Annotated in this window: 21 protein-coding genes; 12 read left to right on the forward strand and 9 right to left on the reverse strand. The window is 67.4% G+C overall.

Annotated elements, in window-relative coordinates:
• The 6 genes from argC to C451_RS10000 all read left to right on the forward strand — a co-directional run.
• On the forward strand, window positions 1-839 hold an 839-nt coding region (gene argC, locus C451_RS09975), incomplete at its 5' end, for an N-acetyl-gamma-glutamyl-phosphate reductase (RefSeq protein WP_049913082.1).
• A complete protein-coding gene (locus tag C451_RS09980) occupies window positions 839-1672 on the forward strand; it encodes an acetylglutamate/acetylaminoadipate kinase (protein ID WP_007740221.1) in 834 nt (277 codons plus the stop codon). The genes argC and C451_RS09980, both read left to right, overlap by 1 nt.
• Complete coding sequence (locus C451_RS09985; protein WP_007740223.1) at window positions 1669-2805, forward strand: aspartate aminotransferase family protein; 1137 nt, start codon at window positions 1669-1671, stop codon at window positions 2803-2805. The genes C451_RS09980 and C451_RS09985 overlap by 4 nt, the downstream gene beginning before the upstream one ends.
• Window positions 2802-3863: a [LysW]-lysine hydrolase gene (locus tag C451_RS09990; RefSeq protein ID WP_007740225.1), complete on the forward strand. Its 1062-nt coding sequence runs from the start codon at window positions 2802-2804 to the stop codon at window positions 3861-3863. Before C451_RS09985 ends, C451_RS09990 begins: the two co-directional genes overlap by 4 nt.
• Window positions 3860-4765: an ornithine carbamoyltransferase gene (argF, locus tag C451_RS09995; RefSeq protein WP_007740226.1), complete on the forward strand. Its 906-nt coding sequence runs from the start codon at window positions 3860-3862 to the stop codon at window positions 4763-4765. The genes C451_RS09990 and argF overlap by 4 nt, the downstream gene beginning before the upstream one ends.
• Window positions 4766-4827: 62 nt before the next feature.
• Window positions 4828-5220 (forward strand): helix-turn-helix domain-containing protein, encoded by a 393-nt coding sequence (locus tag C451_RS10000; protein WP_007740228.1) that lies wholly within the window; start codon window positions 4828-4830, stop codon window positions 5218-5220.
• 13 nt (window positions 5221-5233) lie between these two features.
• Here C451_RS10000 and C451_RS10005 read toward each other — a convergent pair whose 3' ends face one another.
• The gene (locus tag C451_RS10005; RefSeq protein ID WP_007740229.1) at window positions 5234-6325 is read right to left on the reverse strand and encodes a S1C family serine protease; all 1092 of its coding nucleotides are present in this window, start codon (window positions 6323-6325) and stop codon (window positions 5234-5236) included.
• Between the two features lie 88 nt (window positions 6326-6413).
• Here C451_RS10005 and thrC point away from each other — a divergent pair, with 88 nt between their 5' ends.
• Window positions 6414-7667 (forward strand): threonine synthase, encoded by a 1254-nt coding sequence (gene thrC, locus C451_RS10010; RefSeq protein ID WP_007740230.1) that lies wholly within the window; start codon window positions 6414-6416, stop codon window positions 7665-7667.
• A gap of 111 nt (window positions 7668-7778) precedes the next feature.
• Window positions 7779-7979, forward strand: coding sequence for a hypothetical protein (locus tag C451_RS10015; protein WP_007740231.1), 201 nt, complete (start codon window positions 7779-7781; stop codon window positions 7977-7979).
• Between the two features lie 37 nt (window positions 7980-8016).
• Here C451_RS10015 and C451_RS10020 read toward each other — a convergent pair whose 3' ends face one another.
• From C451_RS10020 to serA, 3 genes are read right to left on the reverse strand one after another with little or no spacing between them, the layout of a single operon-like run.
• Complete coding sequence (locus C451_RS10020) at window positions 8017-8283, reverse strand: DUF7513 family protein (protein ID WP_007740233.1); 267 nt, start codon at window positions 8281-8283, stop codon at window positions 8017-8019.
• Window positions 8280-9851 (reverse strand): Na+/H+ antiporter NhaC family protein, encoded by a 1572-nt coding sequence (locus tag C451_RS10025; protein WP_007740234.1) that lies wholly within the window; start codon window positions 9849-9851, stop codon window positions 8280-8282. The genes C451_RS10020 and C451_RS10025 overlap by 4 nt, the downstream gene beginning before the upstream one ends.
• A gap of 46 nt (window positions 9852-9897) precedes the next feature.
• Entirely contained in the window at window positions 9898-11484 is a 1587-nt protein-coding gene (gene serA, locus C451_RS10030; protein WP_007740237.1) for a phosphoglycerate dehydrogenase, read from the reverse strand.
• 111 nt (window positions 11485-11595) lie between these two features.
• Between serA and serB the strand changes: the two genes are divergently transcribed.
• Window positions 11596-12228 carry a phosphoserine phosphatase SerB gene (serB, locus tag C451_RS10035; protein WP_007740239.1) on the forward strand — a complete coding sequence of 211 codons (633 nt, stop codon included), beginning with the start codon at window positions 11596-11598 and terminating at the stop codon, window positions 12226-12228.
• A gap of 1 nt (window position 12229) precedes the next feature.
• Here serB and metX read toward each other — a convergent pair whose 3' ends face one another.
• Window positions 12230-13438, reverse strand: a complete 1209-nt coding sequence (gene metX / locus C451_RS10040) for a homoserine O-acetyltransferase MetX (protein ID WP_007740240.1) — start codon at window positions 13436-13438, stop codon at window positions 12230-12232.
• Window positions 13435-14718: an O-acetylhomoserine aminocarboxypropyltransferase/cysteine synthase family protein gene (locus tag C451_RS10045; protein WP_007740241.1), complete on the reverse strand. Its 1284-nt coding sequence runs from the start codon at window positions 14716-14718 to the stop codon at window positions 13435-13437. The genes metX and C451_RS10045 overlap by 4 nt, the downstream gene beginning before the upstream one ends.
• Window positions 14719-14849: 131 nt before the next feature.
• Here C451_RS10045 and C451_RS10050 point away from each other — a divergent pair, with 131 nt between their 5' ends.
• Window positions 14850-15314 (forward strand): hypothetical protein, encoded by a 465-nt coding sequence (locus tag C451_RS10050; protein WP_007740242.1) that lies wholly within the window; start codon window positions 14850-14852, stop codon window positions 15312-15314.
• A gap of 8 nt (window positions 15315-15322) precedes the next feature.
• Here C451_RS10050 and C451_RS10055 read toward each other — a convergent pair whose 3' ends face one another.
• On the reverse strand, window positions 15323-16489 hold the full coding sequence (locus C451_RS10055) for a pyridoxal-phosphate-dependent aminotransferase family protein (protein ID WP_007740243.1): 1167 nt from the start codon (window positions 16487-16489) through the stop codon (window positions 15323-15325).
• A gap of 131 nt (window positions 16490-16620) precedes the next feature.
• Here C451_RS10055 and C451_RS10060 point away from each other — a divergent pair, with 131 nt between their 5' ends.
• A complete protein-coding gene (locus C451_RS10060; protein WP_007740244.1) occupies window positions 16621-17763 on the forward strand; it encodes an FAD-dependent monooxygenase in 1143 nt (380 codons plus the stop codon).
• Window positions 17764-17913: 150 nt separating this feature from the next.
• On the forward strand, window positions 17914-20031 hold the full coding sequence (gene ligA, locus C451_RS10065) for an NAD-dependent DNA ligase LigA (RefSeq protein ID WP_007740245.1): 2118 nt from the start codon (window positions 17914-17916) through the stop codon (window positions 20029-20031).
• Window positions 20032-20043: 12 nt separating this feature from the next.
• Here the strand turns inward: ligA and C451_RS10070 are convergent, their stop codons facing one another.
• Window positions 20044-20883: an ABC transporter permease gene (locus C451_RS10070; protein ID WP_007740246.1), complete on the reverse strand. Its 840-nt coding sequence runs from the start codon at window positions 20881-20883 to the stop codon at window positions 20044-20046.
• Window positions 20880-21833 carry an ABC transporter ATP-binding protein gene (locus tag C451_RS10075; protein WP_007740247.1) on the reverse strand — a complete coding sequence of 318 codons (954 nt, stop codon included), beginning with the start codon at window positions 21831-21833 and terminating at the stop codon, window positions 20880-20882. The genes C451_RS10070 and C451_RS10075 overlap by 4 nt, the downstream gene beginning before the upstream one ends.
• Between the last annotated feature and the right edge of the window lie 144 nt (window positions 21834-21977).

Genomic DNA, 21977 nt, shown 5'->3' on the forward strand with positions numbered 1-21977 from the left:
ACGCGCTGTTCGCTGCCACTCCTCATGGAGTTTCGATGGAGCATATCGACGCCTTCCGGGAGGCGGCCGACACGGTCGTCGATCTGAGCGCCGACTTCAGACTGGATAGCGAGGCCGAGTACGACGAGTGGTACGACGGCCACAGCCGGCCCGAACTCCTGGAGGAATCGGTGTACGCGCTCCCCGAGCGCAACCGTGACGAACTGTCGGGTGCGTCGCTGATCGCGGCGGGTGGCTGCAACGCGACCGCCACCATCCTCGGGCTCGCACCGCTGTTCGACGGCGGCATTTTGGACGGGAGCGAGCAGCTGGTGGTGGACGTGAAGGTCGGCTCGTCGGAGGGCGGTGCCGGAAGCTCGAAGGCGTCCTCGCACGCCGAGCGCTCGGGCGTCGTCAGGCCGTACGCGCCGACGGGCCACCGCCACGAGGCCGAAATCCAGGCCGAGTTCGGCTGCGAGACGGCGTTTTCGGCCCACGCGGTCGACATGACCCGTGGCGCAGCGGCGACCTGCCACGTCTTCCCGAACGAACCGGTGACGACCGGCGATCTCTGGGGAGCCTTTCGCGAGACCTACGATGACGAACCGTTCGTCAGGCTCGTGGCCGGCGGCACGGGCGTCTATCGCTACCCCGAGCCGAAAGCAGTAGCGGGCACCAACTACGCAGAGGTCGGGTTCGAGCTCGATCCGAGCAACGAACGCATCGTCGTCTTTTCGGCGATCGACAACATGATGAAGGGCTCGGCGGGCCAGGCCGTCCACGCGGCAAATATTTCCTGCGGGTTCGAGGAGACCGCCGGACTCGACTTTCAGGGGCTACACCCCGTGGGGGCGCCCTGATGACCGTCGTCGTGAAAGTCGGCGGCGCGCGAGCAGTGAATCCCGCGGGTGCGGTTGCGGACGTGGCGGCGCTCGTCGACGGGGGCGAGGACTGCGTCGTCGTCCACGGTGGCTCGACGGCGGTCGACGAGACGCTCGAAGAGTTGGGCGACGAACCCGAATACGTCGAGACGCCCAGTGGTGTGGTCGGGCGGTTCACCGACGAGCGTACGATGGAGGTCTTCGAGATGGTGCTCCCCGGAAAGCTGAACACCGATCTCACCGCGCAGTTGCGGGCGAACGGTGTGGACGCGCTCGGACTGTCCGGCGTCGACGGCGGACTGCTGACCGGGCCGCGGAAGTCCGCGGTGAAGGTCGTCGAGGATGGAAAAACGAAGATCCGCCGCGGCGAGCACTCCGGCAAGATCGAGTCGGTCAACGACGACCTGCTCGAATCGCTGCTCGCTGACGGCTACACGCCGGTCGTGACGGTACCGATGGTAGCTGACGACGGGACGCCCGTTAATGCAGACGCCGACCGCGCGGCCGCGGCGGTCGCCGGCGCGCTCGACGCGACCCTGATCGTGCTGACCGACGTCCCGGGCGTGCTCGACGATCCGGACGACCCGGAAACGCTCATCGAGCGGGCGACAACACCCCAAGAGCTCGAACGGGTCGAGTCGGTCGCCGAGGGGTTCATGGGCAAGAAGGTGATGGCGGCCACGGAGGCGCTCGACGGCGGTGCGGCGTCGGTCGTCGTCGCCGACGCCAATGCCGAGAATCCCATTCGATCGGCGCTCGATGGCGGCGGGACGCAGCTCCTGCCCGGCGTACTCGGGGAGGTCGAGGCATGAGCGGCTTCGTCCACGCCGAGAAACCGATCCGTCTCGAACGCGGCGAAGGCGTCCACCTCTACGGCGAGAACGACGACGAGTATCTCGACTGCGGGGCGAGCTACGCCTGCGCACCGCTCGGCCACACCCATCCGGCAGTGACCGAGGCGATCCGCGAACAGCTGGAACGGTTGACGTTCGTGCAAGCCTCCTATCCCGTCGCGGCGCGCGAACGGGCGAACGCGGCGCTCGAAGCCGCCGCGCCCGGGGGACTGGAGAACGTCTGGCTCTGTAACTCTGGTACGGAGGCGAACGAAGCAGCGCTGAAGTTCGCCCGGAGTGCGACTGGAAAATCGAAGATCGTCGCCACGATGCAGGGGTTCCACGGGCGGACGATGGGCGCGCTCGCGACCACGTGGAAGAACGAGTATCGCGACCCCTACGAGCCGCTGATCGGCGACGTCGAGTTCGTTCCCTACGGGGATAGCGAGGCGCTCGCGGATGCGGTCGACGAGGAGACGGCCGCGCTGATCCTCGAACCCGTCCAGGGTGAGGGGGGCATCAATCGCCCGCCCGAGGGCTATCTCGCGGCAGCGCGAGAACACACCGAGCGCGCGGACGCAGCCCTGATCCTCGACGAAGTGCAGACCGGGATGGGAAGAACAGGGAAACTGTGGGCCTGCGAGCACGAGGGTGTGACGCCCGACGTGCTCACGACGGCGAAGGGGCTGGCGAACGGCCTGCCCGCCGGCGCGGCGCTCTGTGCGGACTGGATCGCCGAGAGCCACGGCTCGCACAACTCGACGTTTAGCGGGGGACCGGTCGTGAGCGCCGCCATCGACGCAACCCTCTCGACGCTGGTCGAAGAGGAGATCCCAGCACACGCCGGAGACGTGGGCGACTATCTCGAAACCGAACTCCGGGCGGCGGTCGGCGACGACGTCCGCGAGATCCGTGGCATGGGACTGATGGTCGGCATCGAGGTCAAGCGCGGGGCCAACCGACTTCTCCGCGATCTCGCGCTCGATCACTCGATCCTGGCGCTGCCGGCCGGCCGGTCGGTCGTCAGACTGCTCCCGCCGCTGGTGATGGACGAAGCGGACGCCGACCGGGTGGTCGACGCGCTCGCGTCCGTCCTAGGAGGGGAATCGTGAGCGAGAGCGTCGCAAGCGTCTCGGCGAGACGGGCGCGCGACCTGCTCGTCTCGCTCGTCGAAACTCCCTCGCCGACCGGCGAGGAGCGCGCCTGCGCGGAGCGCCTCGTCGATTTCTTCGAAGCACACGGGCGCGAAGCGACGATCGACGCGGTCGGCAACGTTCGCGCGCCCGCGGACGACACCGTACTGCTGACCTCCCACATCGACACCGTGCCCGGCGAGATCCCGGTTCGGGTCGAGGCGGATGGCGACGAGGAAGTCCTCTGGGGGCGCGGCAGCGTCGACGCGACCGGCCCGCTCGCGGCGATGGCGGTCGCGGCCGTGCGCACGGGAGTGAGTTTCGCGGGCGTCGTCGGCGAGGAGACCGATTCCGACGGCGCGCGCCATCTCGTTTCGACGCGCGAGCCTCCCGAAGCGGTGATCAACGGCGAGCCCTCGGGCTGGGACGGCGTCACCTTCGGCTACCGGGGCCTGCTCGCGGGCACCTACGTCGCCACGAGCGAGTCCGGCCACACCTCACGCCCCGAGAACAACGCCATCGAGGACGCGATGGAGTGGTGGGCACGAGTGAAGGCGACCGTCGACGAGGGCGAGGAGTGGACACCCGTCTTCGAGCGCGTCACGCCGAAGGCCACCGCGATCGCGGGCGGCGTGAGTGACGACGGGCTCTCGGTCGAGGCGACGATGGACGTCCAGCTGCGCGTGCCGCCGAGCCTCACCGTCGACGAGGTACGTGAGATGGCCGATGGCGAGCTCGATACAGGTACTGTTCGCTGGCACGACAGCGTCGATCCCGTGATGTCGAGCCCAAGGACGCCGCTCGCGAGCGCGTTCCGCGCGGCGATCCGGGAAGAAGACGGCGAGCCGCGCAGCCTCCGCAAGACGGGCACCAGCGATATGAACATCTATCGCGCCTGGGATTGCCCGATGATCACCTACGGGCCGGGCGATTCGGACTTCGATCACGCGCCCGACGAGCGCCTCCCGCTCGCGGAGTTCGACACGAGCGTCGAGGTGCTCTGTACCGTCGCCGAACGGATCACGGGGGAGACATGACCCGGCATTTCACCGATATCGACGATCTCTCGGCGGACGAACTGACGACAGTGCTCGACACGGCGAGTGAGCTCAAAGCACAGGTCAATCGCGGCGAGCGCGAGCCGCTGCTCGAACGACAGACGTTGGGCATGGTCTTCGAGAAACCGAGCGCGCGGACGCGCATCTCCTTCGAGACCGGAATGACCCAACTCGGCGGCCACGCCATCTTCCTCGGCCCGGAGGACATCGGGCTCGGCGAGCGCGAACCCCTGAAGGACACCGCGCGCACGCTCTCGGGCTTCGTCGACTGCGCGATGGTGCGGCTGTTCGACCACGCGGACCTCGAAGAGCTCGCCGCCCACGCCACCGTTCCGATCGTCAACGGTCTGACCGACGACGCCCACCCCTGCCAGACGCTCGCCGACCTGCTCACGATCCGCGAGACGGTCGGTTTCGACTCACGGATCGCGTGGGTCGGCGACGGCAACAACGTCGCTCAATCGTTCGTGCTGGGCTGTGCACTCGCCGGCATCGATCTCACCGTGGCGACGCCCGAGGGATACGGGATCGACGACGATGTACTGGAGCGAGCGGCCGAACTCGGTGCGCGGCCGACGACGACCGACGATCCCGAGCGGGCAGTCACCGATGCCGACGCGGTCTACACCGACGTCTTGGTGAGCATGGGCGAGACGGGTGGTGCGGAGAAGCGCATCGCCTTCCAGGAGAGCGGCTTCCAGCTGAGCGAGCAGCTGCTCGCAGGGACCGACGCGCGCGTGCTGCACTGCCTGCCGGCCCACCGCGGCGAGGAGATCACCGACACGGTGATCGAGAGCGAGCGCTCGCTCGTCTGGCGACAGGCCGAAAACCGCCTACACGCCCAGAAAGGGCTGCTGGCCTTCCTGCTCGACGCGCGTTAGTTCCCATAGTAGTGGAACGACCGCGGGCGGATATTTATTTCCCGGCTCGCCAAACGGTTCGCATGGCCGACTCCGACCCGGACCCGCAGCGATTTCGCGATCTGATGGTCGACTCCGAGCCGGGATTCGCGGAGGTGATGATCTGTGTCTTCGACATCCAGCGCCACGAGACACGGACCTATCGGACGCTGTGCGATCGCCCGGAGAGCACGGTCGCGGAGCTCGCCGAGGAGCTGGATCGTGATCGCTCGAACGTCAACAGATCCCTGTCGACGCTGCGGGAGAAAGGCCTCGCCGAACGCGGTCGCCGACTGCTCGACGGCGGCGGCCACGTCTATCAGTACACCGCGACGCCGCTGCCCGAGGCGAAAGAACTGATGCACGAGACGCTCGACGAGTGGACCGCCTACGTCCACTCGCGTATCGACGAGTTCGGCGACGAAGCGCTCGAATAGGCGTGCGGGCGAGCTAGCCCGATTCGGGCGTGCGCTCGAACGCACCGGGCTGTTCCGGCCGGCTGCCGAGCGTGAGTGAGAGCGTCCGGCGCTCGCCGTTTCGCAACACCGTGACGTCGACCGTGTCGCCCGGCGACGCCTGGAGCGCGAGATACGAGGAGAGCTGCTGGCGGCCGGCGATCTTCTCGCCGCCGAGACCGACGATGACATCGCCCTGCTTGAGCGTGCCGTCCGACGGGCCATCCTGACTGACCTGTGTGACGGCCACGCCACGTGGGCGATCGAGACCCACCCGATCGGCGAGGTCAGGCGTGACGGTCTGCAGCCCGACGCCCATGTAGGCGTGCTCGTACTCACCGTTCTCGATGAGCGACGGCACGACGCGCTCGACGAGCGCCGCCGAGATGGCGAAGGCGAGGTTCTCGCCGCCGCCGGAGCTGATGACGCCGATGACCCGGCCGTCGAGATCGACGAGCGGGCCGCCCGAGTTGCCCGGGTTGACCGGCGCGCCGGTCTGGATCGCGTCGGGGATCATGTAGCCGTTCGGCGCGGGGATCGAGCGATCGACGCCGCTGACGAGTCCCGACGTAACCGAGCCTTCCAGCCCGAACGGGTTGCCGATGGCGACCGCCTCCGTACCGATGGCAGGCTCCGACTCGACCAGCGAAAGCGGGTCGGCGTACTGAGGCCTGTTCCGTACCTCGACGACGGCGAGATCGCTCGACGGGTCCGTGCCGACGACCGACGCCGAGCGCCACTGCCCCTTGGAGAATCGAACCTGGACGTCGCTCGCATCGCTGACGACGTGGGCGTTCGTGACGACGTGGTCCCCACGGAAAACGAATCCCGAGCCCTGTCCACCCTGACCCGATCGACTGGTGACGCTGATGAGAACGACTGAGTCGATCGTGTCGCGGTAGACCTGCGTGTACGGACTCGGCGCGGAGCGGTTGGCGTTCGTCGCGGTCCCCGACGGCGTCCCTGTCGTCGACGATCCGTTCGTCGTGTTCTCGCCGCCGAGGACGCCGGAACAGCCGGCAATCGAGGCGGCAAGCGTCGTCCCGAGCGCGCCGAGATACCGCCGACGCGTCGTCCGCTGACTCATGTCCGTGGTTGGGGCCACGCGTGGGTAAGCACCACGCTTGTTGTGTGCGAACCAGCCGACTTTTGCCCGCTGCCCCCGAGGCGCGCACATGTCCGACCTCAGCCTCGCCGCGGCCACCCCCGACTGCGCCGACGGCGGCGTCTGGCTCACCTGTATCGAGTGCGGCGAACAGCTCGCACCGTTCGACGAACCGACCTACCGCTGTCCCGACTGCGGCGGGCTGCTCGAAGCGCGCTACGAGCAGTATCCGACGTTCGAGGAGTTCTCGGGTCGTGGCGTCTGGCGCTACGACGCGGCGTTACCCTTCGATCACGGTGTCTCGCTGCCCGAGGGCGACACGCCGCTCCACGAGGTCCCCCGACTCGAAGCCGACGTCGGAGTACGGAGCCTGCGCGTCAAACACGAGGGGATGAACCCGACGGGTAGCTTCAAGGATCGAGGGATGACCGTCGGAGTGCGGGTCGCCGAGGAGCTCGGCGTCTCGCGGCTGGCCTGTGCCTCGACGGGCAACACGAGCGCCGCGCTCGCGGCCTACGGCGGACGCGCCGACCTGGAGACGCTCGTCCTGCTCCCCGCGGGCAAGGTCGCCGCCGGCAAAGTGGCCCAGGCCGCCCTCCACGGCGCACGCATTCTGGAAGTCGACGGCAACTTCGACGCCTGTCTCGACATCGTGAGCGAACTCGCCGACCGCGGCGAGGCCTACCTGCTCAACTCGCTCAACCCCTTCCGGCTTGAGGGCCAGAAGACGATCGGCTTCGAGATCCTCGAAGCGTTCCGCGACGACTACGGACGGGTCCCGGATCGGATCGTCCTCCCCGTCGGCAACGCCGGCAACACGGCGGCGCTCTACAAGGCCTTCCGCGAGCTCGTCCAAGCGGGCGCGCTCGCCGAGGACGAGGTGCCGATGCTGACCGGCGTCCAGGCCGCGGGGGCCGCACCGATGGTCGAGGCCATCGAGGAGGGGTACGCGGACACCGAGCGCTGGGAGGACGTCGAGACGCGTGCGACGGCCATCCGGATCGGCAACCCGGTCAACGCGCCGAAGGCCCTCCCCGGTATCCGGGCGACCGGCGGCACCGCGGTCGCGGTCGCCGACGACGAGATCACCGACGCCCAGCGCGCGCTCGCCGAGGAGGGCGTCGGCGTCGAACCCGCGAGCGCGGCCAGCGTCGCCGGTCTGCGCAAACTCCGCGAGGAGGGCGTCGTCGACGAGAGCGAGGACGTGGTCTGTCTGACGACCGGCCACCTGCTGAAGGACCCCGATGCGGCCGCCGCCGCGGGGGCCGAGCCGGAGCCGGTGGCGAACGATACCGAAGCGATCCTGGATCACCTGAGCGACTAGACGGCCGGACGATCGGGCCTCGTCCGATGCAACGGTTCAGGCCGTGCTCGCTATGCACGGAAAGACACCGTTTGTGAGACTGTTTTCTACCGTCCATTTATCGGCCAAGGAGTGAATACCGGGGCCGACGTATCGGTGAGCGAGATGATGGCACAGACCACTCCATCGAGCTACCGGGACGAGCGTGCGGAACTCCGCGAGCGGGTTCGAAACCCCGAATCAGAAGCCGAGCGACGCGAAGCAGTGCTGCGACTCGCGGAGATCGATCGCGAGATTCACGCGGAGACCTACGAAAAACTCGCCCGCGAGTGAGCGCGCACGCTCGGAAGTGGTCGAACGCGGACGCCGCTCAGTTCCCTTCGTCGTCGAAGCCGTCGAGCAGCGACGCCTGTCCCGTGTGGTCGTTGTCGTCGAACGATTCGACGCGGATGGGTACCTGCGTGTCGAGCAGGTTCGGCGGGGCGTCCGGAATGTGGAGCACGCTGTCGCCGAGGCGAACGAGCGCGGTCCCGTTCTCGTAGCCGGTGACGAACGCCCGGAACTCCGTGCCGGGGTCATAACTGGGCTTGCTCGTCCGGAATTTGAGCCCTTCGGTGAACGCAGCGAGACGGCTCATACGCGTGCCACCTCACCCGTCTCGCGGTCGGACGTGTACTCGAGCCCGAAGCCGGTCAGGGCAGCAATGATGAAGACGAAGAACAGCAGCCAGCCGTGGAAGACGAACGGCCAGACCTCCGCCGGGTTGACCAGCATCGACTGGGTAAACCAGCCGTACTGCTCGGGCAGTCCCAGCATGGCCGTGTAGCCAGCGAGCAGGCCGCCGCCCCACGGGAAGATGTAGCCGAGCGCCGAGGTGTTCGCGTCGAGGATGTTCGCACGGCGGTAGCCGTTGATGTTGAACCGCTCGCCGATGCGGGCGATATACGGCGCGATGGCGATCTCGGCGGCCGTGTTGATCGTGATCATCGCGTTGATCGCGGCGGTTCCGAGCACCATCGTGGTCTCGGCCCGGCGGAGGCTCGTCGCGACCGAGCCGAGCAGGAAGTCCTGCATCGCCTCGAAACCGCCGCCGCGGACGAGGATCTGCGCGCCGGCGACGATCAGGAGCGTGAGGACGATCAGCGGGAAGAAACCGACCGCACCGCTGTAGATGCTGCCGGCGACACCCGTCTCCGAACTCTGGACGAGTTCGATGAACGGGAGGCCGGAGAGCGATTGCGCGATGCCGGAGCCCTGTGGGGCCTGAAAGACGAGCATATCGCTCACGCTCGCCAGCCCGGTGACGACGTTCAGCACCGCCGAGGTGATCAGTCCCCACGAGATCGCCTCGACGATGTGACGGCCGCTGATCGCCGTGCCGATGACGACCGCGACCGAGAGGAGATGGACGAGACCGAGCGGGTTGCTGTTCTCGGTGAGCAGGCCGCCGGCCTGCTGGGCGACGTCGACGCCGTCCATCAGGCTCCCGGCGACGATGTAGGCCGGCAGCGCGATGATCGCCGCGACGGCGGCGTATTTGAACCGTGAGGAGACGACGCCGCCGATGTCCGAATCCTGCGTGACGGCGCTGACGATCGTCGTGTCGCTCACCGGAGCGAGGTTGTCGCCGAAGACAGCCCCCGAGAGGATCGCCGCGAACGTGAGCACCGGGTTCGCCCCGAGCAGCACGCCCGCCGGGAAGAACAGCGTCGTGAACGCGACGACCGTCCCGTAGCCGGTGCCGATACCGGTCGCAAGCAGGCCCGCGAGGATGTAGGCCGCCGCCGGGAACAGCGCCGCACCGATATCGAGGGCGGTCGCCGCCCAGATGAGGCCGTCGACGAACCCGCCGGCCTGGAGGGTGTCGGCGAACATGCCGGCCCAGAGCCAGGCGACGATGGCCGTCGCCGCCACGGGTTGGGTCATCCCCTCGAAGATGGTGTTCGCGTACTGCTTCCAGTCGCCCTTGACGAAGAACATCCCGACGATGAGGGCGATGAGCATCCCCGCGACCAACCCCTGCGTGTCGCCGATCTGGAGGACGCCGCTCTGAAAGACCGCCCAGACGACGAAGATCGCGAGCGGGAGCGCGCTCAGCCAGCGCCCGCCGTAGAACTCGATGCTGCGCTCGTCGTCGCTGCTGTCGGCCAATCCCTCGTCGTACTCGTCGGTCGGATCGCCGGGGCTCCCCCCGTCAGTACTCATACTTCAGCCACTACACGGAACGACCATTATATAGTTGTGGTCGAGATCACTCCGTGCCGTTGAGCGCGATATAGGTCGTGTCGATGACGCGCTCGTCGGCTTCGAGGCGCTCGCGCAGCTCGTCGGTGACCGGTTCGTCGAGGTTGTAGACCGACAGCGCCTCGCCGCCGATCGTCTCGCGGGCGTTGAACATGCCCGCGATGTTGACGTCCGCGTCCCCGAGGACAGTGCCGATGAAGCCGATCAGACCCGGCTCGTCCTCGTTGCGCGCGACGAGCATGTGACCCGACGGGATCGCGTCGACGCGGAAGCCGTCGATGCGGACGATCCGGGGGTCCTCGCCGGCGAACAGCGTGCCACAGACGCCGATCTCCGTGCCGCCGTTCCGGACCGTGACGGTCACGAGCGACTGGAAGTCGGCGGCGGTGTGGGTCTTCGATTCGGTCACGTCGATGCCGCGCTCTTCGGCGATGCGCGGTGCGTTGACGGCGTTGACCTGCCATTCGAGCGGTTCGAAGACCCCTTGAAGGGCGCTCGCGGTCACGAGATCGACCTCCTCGCCGGCGATGTCGCCCGCGTAGGTGACTTCGACGCCCTCGACGCGCCCGTCGAGCAGTTGGGTGGCGATCTTCCCCGCCGTGGAGGCGATGTCGAGATACGGCTCGACGCGGGGGAACGCGCTCGCGTCCATCGAGGGCGCGTTGAGCGCGTTCATCACCGGCTCGCCGCGGATCGCCGAGAGCACCTGATCGGCGATGTCGGTGGCGACGTTCTTCTGGGCGGCGTGCGTGCTCGCGCCGAGATGGGGCGTCACGATCACGTCGTCGACGCGCAGGAGCGGGCTGTCGGCGTCGAGCGGTTCGTCGGCGAAGACGTCGATCGCCGCGCCCGCCAGCGTCCCGTCGTCGACGGCGGCCGCGAGCGCGCGCTCGTCGACGACGCCGCCGCGTGCGCAGTTGACGAGATAGCCGTCGCCGAGCCGCTCCAACTCTTCCTCGCCGACGAGATCCTCCGTCTCGGGCGTCAGCGGCGTGTGCATCGTCAGAACGTCCGCGCGCGCGAGACAGTCGTCGAGTTCGACGAGCTCCGCACCGAGGTTCGCGGCACGCTCCTCGGAGATGTAGGGGTCGTAGGCGACGAGTTCCATGCCGAGGCTGTCGAGTTTCTTCGCGACCTCCTGGCCGACGCGGCCGAAGCCGACGATGCCGAGCGTCGCGCCGTCGAGTTCCGTCCCCAGATAGTCGCCTTTGGCCCACTCGCCAGTCTTGAGGCGGGCGTGGGCCTGCGGGATCGAGCGCGCGGCGGCGAACGTCATCGCGACGGTGTGCTCGGCGGCCGCGCGGACGTTGCCCTCGGGGGCGTTGGCGACGATGACGCCCCGTTCGGTGGCGGCGTCGATGTCGATGTTGTCGACGCCGATGCCCGCCCGGCCGACGATCGCGAGATCGGGAGCGGCGTCGAGCAGTTCGGCCGTGACTTCGGTGCCCGAGCGGACGACGAGCGCGCTCGCGTCGGCGATCGCTTCGAGGAGGGTGTCACCTTCGGCGTCGTAGGCCGTTTCGACGGTGTGGCCGGCCTCGCGCAGGCGCGTGAGGCCCGGCTCGGCGATGGGGTCCGTGACGAGTACCTTCATGTCGAACCCTCCGACGCAGGAGGGTTAACCCTTTCTTCACTGGCACGTCTCGCCGGCCGATCGGGCGGCACGGATGCGAACGTTTTGAACCCGGCGGGCCGATGGGCGGGTATGAAACTGGTCGCGTTCGACTTCGACGGCACCCTCTCGGACTCGGAGATGAGCGTGCTGCTCGGCGAACAGTACGGCGTCGCCGAGGAGATGGCGACGATCACCGAGCGGGCGATGAACGACGAGATCGAGTACGCCGAGAGTCTCCGCGAGCGCGTCTCGTTGCTGGAGGGCCTCCCGGTCGAAGGCGTCGAGGCGGGCGTCGAGAACGTCGTGCTGCGCTCCGGAGCGAGCGATCTGATCCAGGAGCTGAACGACGCTGGCGTCGTGACCGCGATCGTCACGGGCGGGTTCGGCCGCGGCGTCGAGAGCGTGCTCGCGCGGTCGGAGACGCCCGTCGACGCGATCGTTGCCAACCAGCTCGAGTTCGAGGAACGACGCCTCACCGGCGAGGTATCGGGCCCGCTCGTCGAGGGGACGAAGGACGACGCGCTCCGGGCAGTGGCGAACAACGCCGGTATCGACATCGAGGAGACGATCGCCGTCGGCGACGGCGCGAACGACCTGCCGATGCTCCGGACTGCGGGGTTCGCTGTGGGCTACGAGCCGAAACCGGCGGTCGAGCCGCACTGTGACGCCGTGGTCGAATCGATGGAAGAGCTGCAGGCACTGCTCGCCGAGCGGCTCGACTGATTCAGTCGCCGAACAGGCTGGCGTGGACGGGCGCGAACGACTCGCCCGTGTCGGTAGTGGTGTCGGTCACGGCGCGGCCGGCGGTGCCGTGAGCGAGGAAGTCGGCGATCGGCGGACCGACGTTCTCCGGTTCGACCAGGAAGGCGTCGTGGCCGTGATCGGAGTCGACGACGTGGTGGGCGACGTCGACGCCCGCCGTGCGACACGCCTCGGCGAGCGATTCCGACTGTTCGGTCGTGAAGTGCCAGTCGCCGGTGAAACTCATCACGAGCACTTCGCCGTCGAAAGCCCGGAGCGCGTCCGCATCCGAGGTGTGGCCGGCGGCGAGATCGTAGTCGTCCATCGCGCGCGTGAGATAGAGGTAGCTGTTCGCGTCGAAACGGTCGACGAACTTGCCGGCGTTGTAGTCGAGATACGACTCGACGTCGCGATACGGGAAGAAGCCCGCCGCGGGGTCGACCGGGAAGTCGTCGCGGGCGGCGTCGCGGCCGGCGGCTCGGCGGCCGAACTTCCGTGCCATCGAGTCCTTCGAGAGATACATCAGGTGGCCGAGCTGGCGCGCGAGCGCCAGGCCGTCGTCGGGTTCGGTCCCGCCGTAGTAGTCGCCGCCCGCCCAGTTCGCGTCGGTCGTGATCGCGCGGCGGGCGATACCGTCGAGCGCGACGCACTGGGCGTCGAGGCGGGCAGCGGCCGCGACGGGAACCGCACGCTCGACGCGGTCGGGATAGCGCTTGATCCATTCGAGCACGTTCATGCCTCCCACGCTGCCGCCGACGACCGCCGCGAGCGTCGTGATCCCGAGATCGTCGAGCAGGCGGCGCTGGGCGCGCGCCCAGTCGGCGACCGTGACCGGCGGGAAGTCGGTGCCGTATGGTTCGCCGGTTTCGGGGTTCGTCGAAGCGGGTCCCGTCGAGCCGTAGCAGGAGCCAGGAATGTTCACGCAGACGACGAACTGCTCGGTGGTGTCGATGGCCTTGCCGGGACCGACGATGTCGTCCCACCACGCGCGGGCCTGGCCGTCCGTTTCGGTCGCCCAGTCGCCCCTTCCACCGCTGGCAACGTGGTGACTGCCGGTGAGCGCGTGACAGACCAGTATGGCATTATCGCCGGTGAACTCGCCGTGGGTCTCGTAGGCCAGTTCGAGCTCCGGGATGGACTCGCCACACTCGAAGGTGAACTCGCCGAGGGAGCGAACGTCGCGCGTCGTCATTCGATCGCCGCCTCCAGATCGGCGACGATGTCCGCCGCGTCCTCGATGCCGACCGAGAGCCGCACGAGATCGGGTGTGACGCCCGAGGCACGCTGGTCGGCCTCCGAGAGTTGAGCGTGGGTCGTGCTCGCCGGATGGATCACGAGGGTCTTCGCGTCGCCGACGTTCGCCAGAAAGCTGGCGAGTTCGACGTCCTCACAGAGGCGTTTCCCGGCCTCGTACCCCCCTGAGAGGCCGAACGCGATCATGCCGCCGAACCCGCCGTCGAGATACGCGCGGGCGTTCGCGTGTGTTTCGTGCTCTTCGAGTCCCGGATAGGCGACCCACGCGACCGAATCGTGGTCGGCGAGATACTCGGCCACCCGGAGGGCGTTCTCGGCGTGGCGCTCCATTCTGAGATGGAGGGTTTCGAGCCCCTGGAGGGTGAGCCAGGCGTCGAACGGCGACTGACTCCCGCCGAGGCTGCGGAGGCCACGCTGGCGGGCGGCGGCGGTGAACGCGCGCTCGCCGAACTGTTCGGCGAAGTTCAGTCCGTGGAAGGCGGGGTTCGGGCCGCCGATCTCTGGATATTTCTCGGGATGGTCGGCCCACGGGAACGAGCCGCCGTCGACGAGCGCGCCGCCGATCGTCGTGCCCGCACCGTGGAGCCACTTCGTCGTCGACTCCCAGACGAGGTCCGCGCCGTGATCGAGCGGGCGACAGAGAGCGGGCGTGGCGAACGTGTTGTCCACCAGCAAGGGCACACCGTGATCGTGGGCCACGTCGGCGACTTCCTCGATCTCCGGCGTGACGAGCGAGGGGTTGCCGATCGTCTCGCAGTGGACGTACGCCGTGTGCTCGTCGATCGCGTCGGCGTAGGCTGCGGGATCGAGCGTGTCGACGAACCGAGCCTCGATCCCGCGGCGGGCGGCGGTGTCGCTGAGATAGGTGTGCGTGCCACCGTAGATAGAAGCGGCGCTCACCACGTTGTCACCGGTCCCGGCGAGGACGAGCGTCGCGGCGTCGAGGGCGGCCATTCCCGATGCAGTGCAGAGCGCATCGGTGCCGTTTTCGAGATCCGCCAGGCGGTTTTCGAGCATCTGAACTGTCGGGTTCGAGATCCGCGAATAAACGTCGCCCTCGGCGTCGAGCGCGTAGAGATCAGCAGCCCGATCGGCGTCCTCGAAGGCGTAGGAGGTCGTTTGGTAGAGCGGCGGTGCACGGGCACCGGTCGCCGCGTCCGCCGTCTGGCCGGCGTGGACGCAGCGCGTACCGAACCCGCGCCCCTCTGCGTCGGTCATGTACGTGGTGCATATATCGCGTCCCATCTATAACCACGAGTTACGGCAAATGTCGCCGTCGGCGATGGTGATCGAGCACCGCTGCATCTGCTGGGAACAGTCATATCCGTCGGCCGCGATAGGCTTCGATAATGGACGACGATACCCCCGAAGAGGCGATCGAGCGCGGCATGGAAGCGTACTACGCGGGCGATGCCATCACGGAGCTGATCGAGGGCATCGACCTCGACGCGCTCGCCGATGGCGCGGCGCTCGACGACGCCGTCGAGTACGAACGACTCGGGAAGGTCCTCGGCGCGCTCGTCGGGCGGCTGGCCGCCAAGGGCGCGAGCAGCAGCGGGCTGCTCGGCCGCGTCGTGAAGGAGTCGGCCGGCAGCGAGGTCGGCGGTCGCGTCGGCGAGGCGGCCGCGGTGGCGCTCGTCGAGAACGTCGACATCGACGCGCTCGCCGAGCAGGTCCGGACGATCGGCGACAGCGAACGGCTCGGTGAGGGGCTCGGCGACGCAGTCCGGGGAACGGAGATGGCGTTCGGACCGACGGACGAGACGGACGCCGACTGGACCGAGATCGACGTCGAGGACGCGGACGAAGAGTAGAACCCGATTTAGAGTTCGGTGCGCGCGGCATCGCGGCCCGCCGCAGGATCAGCGTCGTAGCCGACGTCGGCGAGCGCTTCGCCGACCGTCTCGACACCGCGGAGCACTTGCTCGTCGGCGAGCTGCCCCATGTTGCTCACCCGGAAGATCTCCCCGCCGAGATGGGCCTGGCCGCCGCTGATCGAGACGTTGCGCTCGGCGACGGCATCGAAGAACTCCTCGGGGTTTTCGCGCACGGACTCGGGCAGTTCGATCGCCGTGACGGTGTTCGAGCGCTCGCTGGCGTCGTCGAGCGTCGGAAAGCTCTCGAGCCCCATCGCGGCGAACCCGGCACGGAAGGCGGCGGCCTGCCGGCGATGGCGGCCGATGCGGCTGTCCATCCCCTCGGCCTCGATTGCCTCGACAGCGATCGCGAGCGCGCGGAACAGCGGGACGGCGCTCGTGAACGGCGTCTGGTGGTCGGTGGCCTTGCGGAGATGCCACTCCAGGTCGGCGTAGAAGGGCGCGCGCTCGCCGTCCAGATGTTCGACCGCGCGGTCGGCCACGTACAGCGCGCTGATCCCCGGTGGTGCGGCGAGCGCCTTCTGTGAGTCCGTGATGGCGACGTCGACGTTCCAGTCGTCGATCCGGAAGACGTCGCCGCCGATCGAGGTGACGCCGTCGACGACGAACCGGGCGTCGTGCTCCGTCGCGATCTCGCCGACCTCGGCGACGGGGTTCAGGATGCCGGTGCTGGTCTCGTTGTGGACCATCGTCACGAGATCGGTGTCGTCGGTGACGTGCTCGGCGACCGTATCGAGGTCGAACGCCTCGCCCCACGTGACGTCGACCGGCGTCACGCGGGCGTAGCGCTCGGCGATGCGCTTGAACCGCCGGCCGAACTTCCCGTTGACGAGCGCGACGACCTCGCTCTCGGCGTCCGTGAGGTTGGCGACGGCGGCCTCCATCCCCATCGTCGCCGTCCCGTTGAGAACCAGACCGGTGCCGCCGGCGCTGGTCGCCTCTTCTTCCGGCGTCGAGTGTTCGAAGACGTACTCCAGGCCGTCCTGGGCACGCTCGTAGACCGCCTCGAACTCGGCCGAGCGGTGCGAGACCATCGGTGCGTCCATCGCCTCGCGGACCGCATCGGTGATCGGCACCGGCCCGGGGTTCAGCAGGAGAAAGTCGTCGCTCATGGCCGTGTATCCGCCTCGGCTCACATAAGCCCCGGCGTTATCGCCGTACTTGCCACGGTAGCGGTGAGGGCGATCAACGATTCGAAGAAGGTGGATCGTCAAGTGGCCGGCACAGTTACTCGATCGTACGGATGGCTGATGTCGCAATCATCGGTGCCGGGATCGGCGGACTCTGCACAGCTATTGGACTACAGAACCGCGGCTTCGATCCAATCGTGTTCGAGAGGACGAACGAACTTCGCCCCGTTGGGTTCGGAATCGGAATCGGTCCGAACGGAATGCAAGCGCTCAACGAACTCGGTGTCGCCGATGCCGTTATCGAGCAGGGCGTCGTTCTGGATCGGATCGAGCTACGAACCGAAGAAGGGCAGTTGCTCATGCCGATGGATTTTCGTGCCCCTGCAAACCGACTCGGGCTCGATCATGTCATGATAGCTATCCACCGGGCGGATCTTCAGTCCATCCTCGTCGAACGACTCTCCAAAGAACGGCTGCGACTCGGGATGGAATGTGAGGGAATCGGCTCGGAGCAGCCCGCGATTCAGTTCGCTGCTGGAAACGAAAAAACGGCAAACCTCGTTATCGGTGCCGATGGTATCGACTCGACCGTTCGAGAGCACGTCTTTCCAGGCAATCAGCCACGATACGTTGGTGAAGTGGCCTATCGAGGCCTCGTTGATGTAACAGTTCCCGATGACATCAGTCCGAAAGGAATGGAGTTTTGGGGTCAAGGATTGCGTTTTGGCTATTTTCCGGTCGGTGACAAGCAGGTGTACTGGTTTGCCTCGATCGTGGCGTCACCCACCGAGACAGCACCCGAAGCCACCGCCAGTAAACTCGCCGAGCGATATCGAAAATTCGTCGATCCCATTCCAGACCTCATCGCCAGAACCAACGACGAGACGCTGCTCCGCACACCACTGACCGATCTGCCACGACTCACCCACTGGACCAGCGGCCGCGTTGCTCTCCTCGGTGATGCTGCGCATGCGATGACACCAAATCTCGCGCAAGGAAGTGCACAAGCGATGGAGGACGCTATCGTTCTTGCCGATTCCATAGCCACTCACGGGACCACCCGTCGTGCGCTCGCGGACTACGAAGCTCGTCGCAAAGAGCGAGCGGAATCCGTGTGTCGTCAGTCACGAATCCAGGGTAGACTGGCGCAAATCAAACATCCAATTGTGGCGAGGTTTCGGAATGCCGCACTCAGATATGCACCGTCCTTACTACTGCAGAAGCAAACGGAATCACTGATTGATATGGATTTCTGAACTATCCTTCGAAGGAATGTATTACTGAGCGCACGAACTGTACCCACAAATGACCAATGATCAATCGACCCGCACGAGCAAGAGAGGAGAGTTTGACCGGGATTGCGCCGAGGCGAACCACCTAAGCGGAGTCCCGGAATAGCTTGGGCAATGACCGCCTCGGACACCGCGGACGCGGACAACCCCTATCTCCGCGATCCGCCGACGGAGTTCGACGACCTCGCAACGCTCGACGAGGAGCAGGCGCGCGAGCAGGCCGAGCAGCTGCGCGAGGCGATCCGTCGACACGATCACCGGTACTACATCGAGGCCGACCCGCAGGTTCCGGATCGGACCTACGACGCGCTCTTCTCCCGACTCGAATCGCTCGAAGACGCCTTCGACATCGCGACCGAGACGAGCCCGACCCGGCGCATCGGCGGCGAACCGCTCGACGAGCTCGCGACCGTGGACCACGTCGCGCCGATGCTCTCGATCGACTCCAGCGGCGATCCCGAGGAGGTTCGGGAGTTCGACGAGCGCGTGCGTCGCGAACTCGGAGAGACGGGCGGCCAGCAGTCGCTCACGGAGTTCAAAGATGGAGGTGACGGGATCGAGTACGTCTGCGAGCCGAAGTTCGACGGGCTCTCGATCGAGGTCGTCTACGAGGACGGCGTCTACGAGCGCGCCGCGACCCGTGGAGACGGTCGCGAGGGCGACGACGTGACCCAGAACGTCCGCACCATCGGCTCGGTTCCCCAGCGTCTCCGAGGGGAGTATCCCGACTATCTGGCCGTGCGCGGCGAGGTCTACATGCCGCGCGACGCCTTCGCCGAGCACAACCGCGAGCGCGTCGAGCGTGGCGACGACCCGTTCGCGAACCCGAGAAACGCGGCCGCGGGCACGCTCCGCCAGCTCGACCCCGCCATCACCGCCGAGCGCCCGCTCGCGTGTTTCTTCTTCGGCGTGCTCGAAACGAGCTACGCGTTCGCGAGCCACGACGAACAGTACCGGAAACTGCCGGAGTGGGGGCTGCCCGTCAACGACCGGATGGACGTCGTCGGGAGCATCGAAGAGGCCATCGACTACCGGAATCGCCTCGGCGAGGCGCGCGAGGAGCTGAACTACGAGATCGACGGGACGGTGTTCAAGGTGAACGATCTCGCGGCCTGCGAGCGGCTCGGGACGACCGCGCGTGCGCCGCGCTGGGCCTACGCCTACAAGTTCCCCGCGCGGAGCGAGATCACACGAATCACCGAAATCACCGTGCAGATCGGTCGGACGGGGCGGGCGACGCCGGTCGCGCTGCTCGATCCCGTCGAGGTCGGCGGCGTCGAGGTCTCGCGGGCGACGCTGCACAACCCCGGTGAGGTTGAAGAACTCGGCGTGAACACCGGCGATCGGGTGCGCCTCCAGCGCGCGGGCGACGTGATCCCGTACGTCGTCGAGGTCGTCGAGGATGGCGGCGAGGGCACCTTCGAGTTCCCCGATCGCTGTCCGATCTGCGAGAGTGTGATCGAGCGTGACGGCCCGCTCGCGTTCTGTACGGGCGGAGTGGCCTGTCCCGCACAGCTCCAGCGCGCGCTCGAACACTACGCCAGCCGCGAGGGTCTCGACATCGAGGGGCTGGGCGAGGAGCGCATCGATCAGCTGCTGGACGCGGAGCTGGTCGAGTCGATCCCCGATCTCTACGATCTCCGGGAGGCGGATCTCGCCCGCCTGAATGGGTGGGGCGAGAAGAGTGCGGCGAACCTCCGGGCGGAGCTCGATGCGGCGAAAGAACCCCCGCTCCCGGTGTTCCTCACCGCACTCGGCGTCCCCGAAGTGGGATCGACGACCGCCGAGAGCCTCGCCTACGAGTTTGGGACGCTAGACGCACTGATGGACGCGAGCGAGGAGGATCTCCGCGAAGTACCGGACATCGGCCCGCGCGTCGCGAGCGAGATCCGCGAGTTCTTCGACAGCGAGCAGAACCGGGAAACGGTCGCCGGCCTGCGCGAGCGCGGCGTCGAACCCGAGTCGGTTGAGCGCGAGCGCGGCGACGCACTCGCCGACGAGACGTTCGTGTTCACGGGCGGGTTGTCGGAACTGACGCGTGAGGAGGCCGAAAGCCTCGTCGAACAGCACGGGGCGAGTAGCACAGGAAGCGTCTCGGGCAACACCGACTACCTGGTGGTCGGCGAAAACCCCGGGCAGACGAAGCGCGACGATGCCGCACAGGAGGAGGTGCCCGAACTCACCGAGGAGGAGTTCGTGGCGCTGCTCGACGAACGCGGGATCGATCTCTGACGGGAGTGGATCTTAGAGGTCGGTCCCCTCGAAACGGAGATAGCCCAGTACGAGCGGGACGACGATCCAGACCGCGAGGATCACGAACCCGAACCAGTCCTGGAGATAGAACGCGTCGGGGGTCGGCCCGGTGATGGCGAGCGTCGTCGGGTTCTGGGGGAGCAGCGACCGTGCGGCGCTGCTGTACGCGCTGCCCGGAGGGAGGTTCTGCAGGAAGTAGTACCAGTCGCCGGGCGGCTGCTGGGGCAGGCTGAGCCCGTTCACGAGGTAGACGACCGCGATGAGCACCTGTTGCCAGAGGAACTCCAGGACGGCGAGCAGCGAGATGCCGCCGATGAGCGCGCGAAACGTCGAAGTCGTCGCCGAGGAGATCGCGACGCCGATCGCGATATAGGCCAGTCCAAGCAGGACGGTCACGAACGCGAACGCGAGATAGTTCACCGGCGTGAAACGACTCGACTGCCAGAAGATCACCGCCGCGCCGACGGCGAACCCGACGATGATCGGGACGACGAGCACGCTCGTGCGGCCGAGCGTCTTCCCGAGCACGACGTCGAGCCGGGAGTGGGGCAGCGAGAGCAGCAGCTTGATGCGTCCGCTCTCGCGCTCGCCGGCGACGGCCTTGTAGCCGAGCGCCAGCCCGATGATCGGCACGAGCAGGCTCGCGGGCGTCAGCAGCGAGAAGATGAGCACCAGCGCCGTCGGATCGCCGCCACCCGGTGCTGGCTGGATGCGCGCGAAGAAATACGATGCGCCCGCGACGAACAGCACGAACAGACCTGTCAGCCCGAGCAGCACCCGCGAGCGGATCGCGTCCTGAAAGTCCTTGCGCGCGACCGCGAGCGTGCTCACGCGCGGACCTCCGGCTCGCCGGTGGTGTAGCTCGCGAAGACCTCTTCGAGCGAGGCCCCCGTCGTGTCGAAATCGGCCACCGGCGCGCCGTTATCCTCGAGCGTCGACAACACCGTGGTCTTCGCGCCGTCCGCACAGTCGACGGTCAGTCGCTGTCCGTCCGCACGGACCGTCGAGACGCCGTCGAGCGCGCGGACCGCCGTCACCGCGTCGTCGGGCAGGCGCTCGACGTCGATCGTGAGCGTCGTCTCGCCGCCGGCGGCCTCGCGCAGCCCCTCGACGGTGTCCTCGGCGACGAGTTCGCCGTCCCGGAGGATGCCGACCCGATCACAGACCGGTTCGACCTGCCCGAGGACGTGACTGGAGAAGAACACCGTCGCGCCGCGATCGCGCTCGGCACGGACGATGTCGCGCATCTCGCGCGCGCCGTTCGGATCGAGACCCGTCGAGGGTTCGTCGAGGATCAGCAGGTCAGGCTGGCCGACGAGCGCCATCCCGAGGACGAGGCGCTGGGCCATCCCTTTCGAGTAGCCGCCGGCCTTCCGGTCGAGCGCGTCGGCGATCCCCACTCGTTCGGCGATTTCGGATGGGCTATCGGCGGCGTCCTTCGACTCGATGGCGAAATCGAGATGCTGGCGGCCGGTCAGGCGGTCGTACGGCGAGAACCCCTCCGGAAGCACCCCGACGCGCTCGCGCACCTGCTGGCTCTCGGTGCGGGCGTCGAGATCGAGCACGCGCGCGCTCCCCGCCGTCGGCCGAACGAAATCGAGCAGCACGTTGATCGTCGTCGATTTCCCCGCCCCGTTCGGCCCGAGAAAGCCGTAGATGTCGCCCTCTCGGACCGTCAGGTCGAGATCCGAAAGCGCCTCGACGGGATCGCTCGATCGGCCCGGGAGCCCGAGCCCGCCGTCGTAGCGCTTGGTCACTCCATCGAGTTCGATGGCTGCCATGTGGGGGTGTTTTCGACACCGTAGTATGTGCTTTCCCCTTCGTCGCGCTCAACGACGGATCCACACCGAGGGCGCCCGCCGGCCCTCGATTGACCACCGCGAGAAACGGCGATCGGGCGAGAAAAACAACGTAAAACCAACCGT

Source organism: Halococcus thailandensis JCM 13552 (assembly GCF_000336715.1).
Lineage (GTDB): Archaea > Halobacteriota > Halobacteria > Halobacteriales > Halococcaceae > Halococcus > Halococcus thailandensis.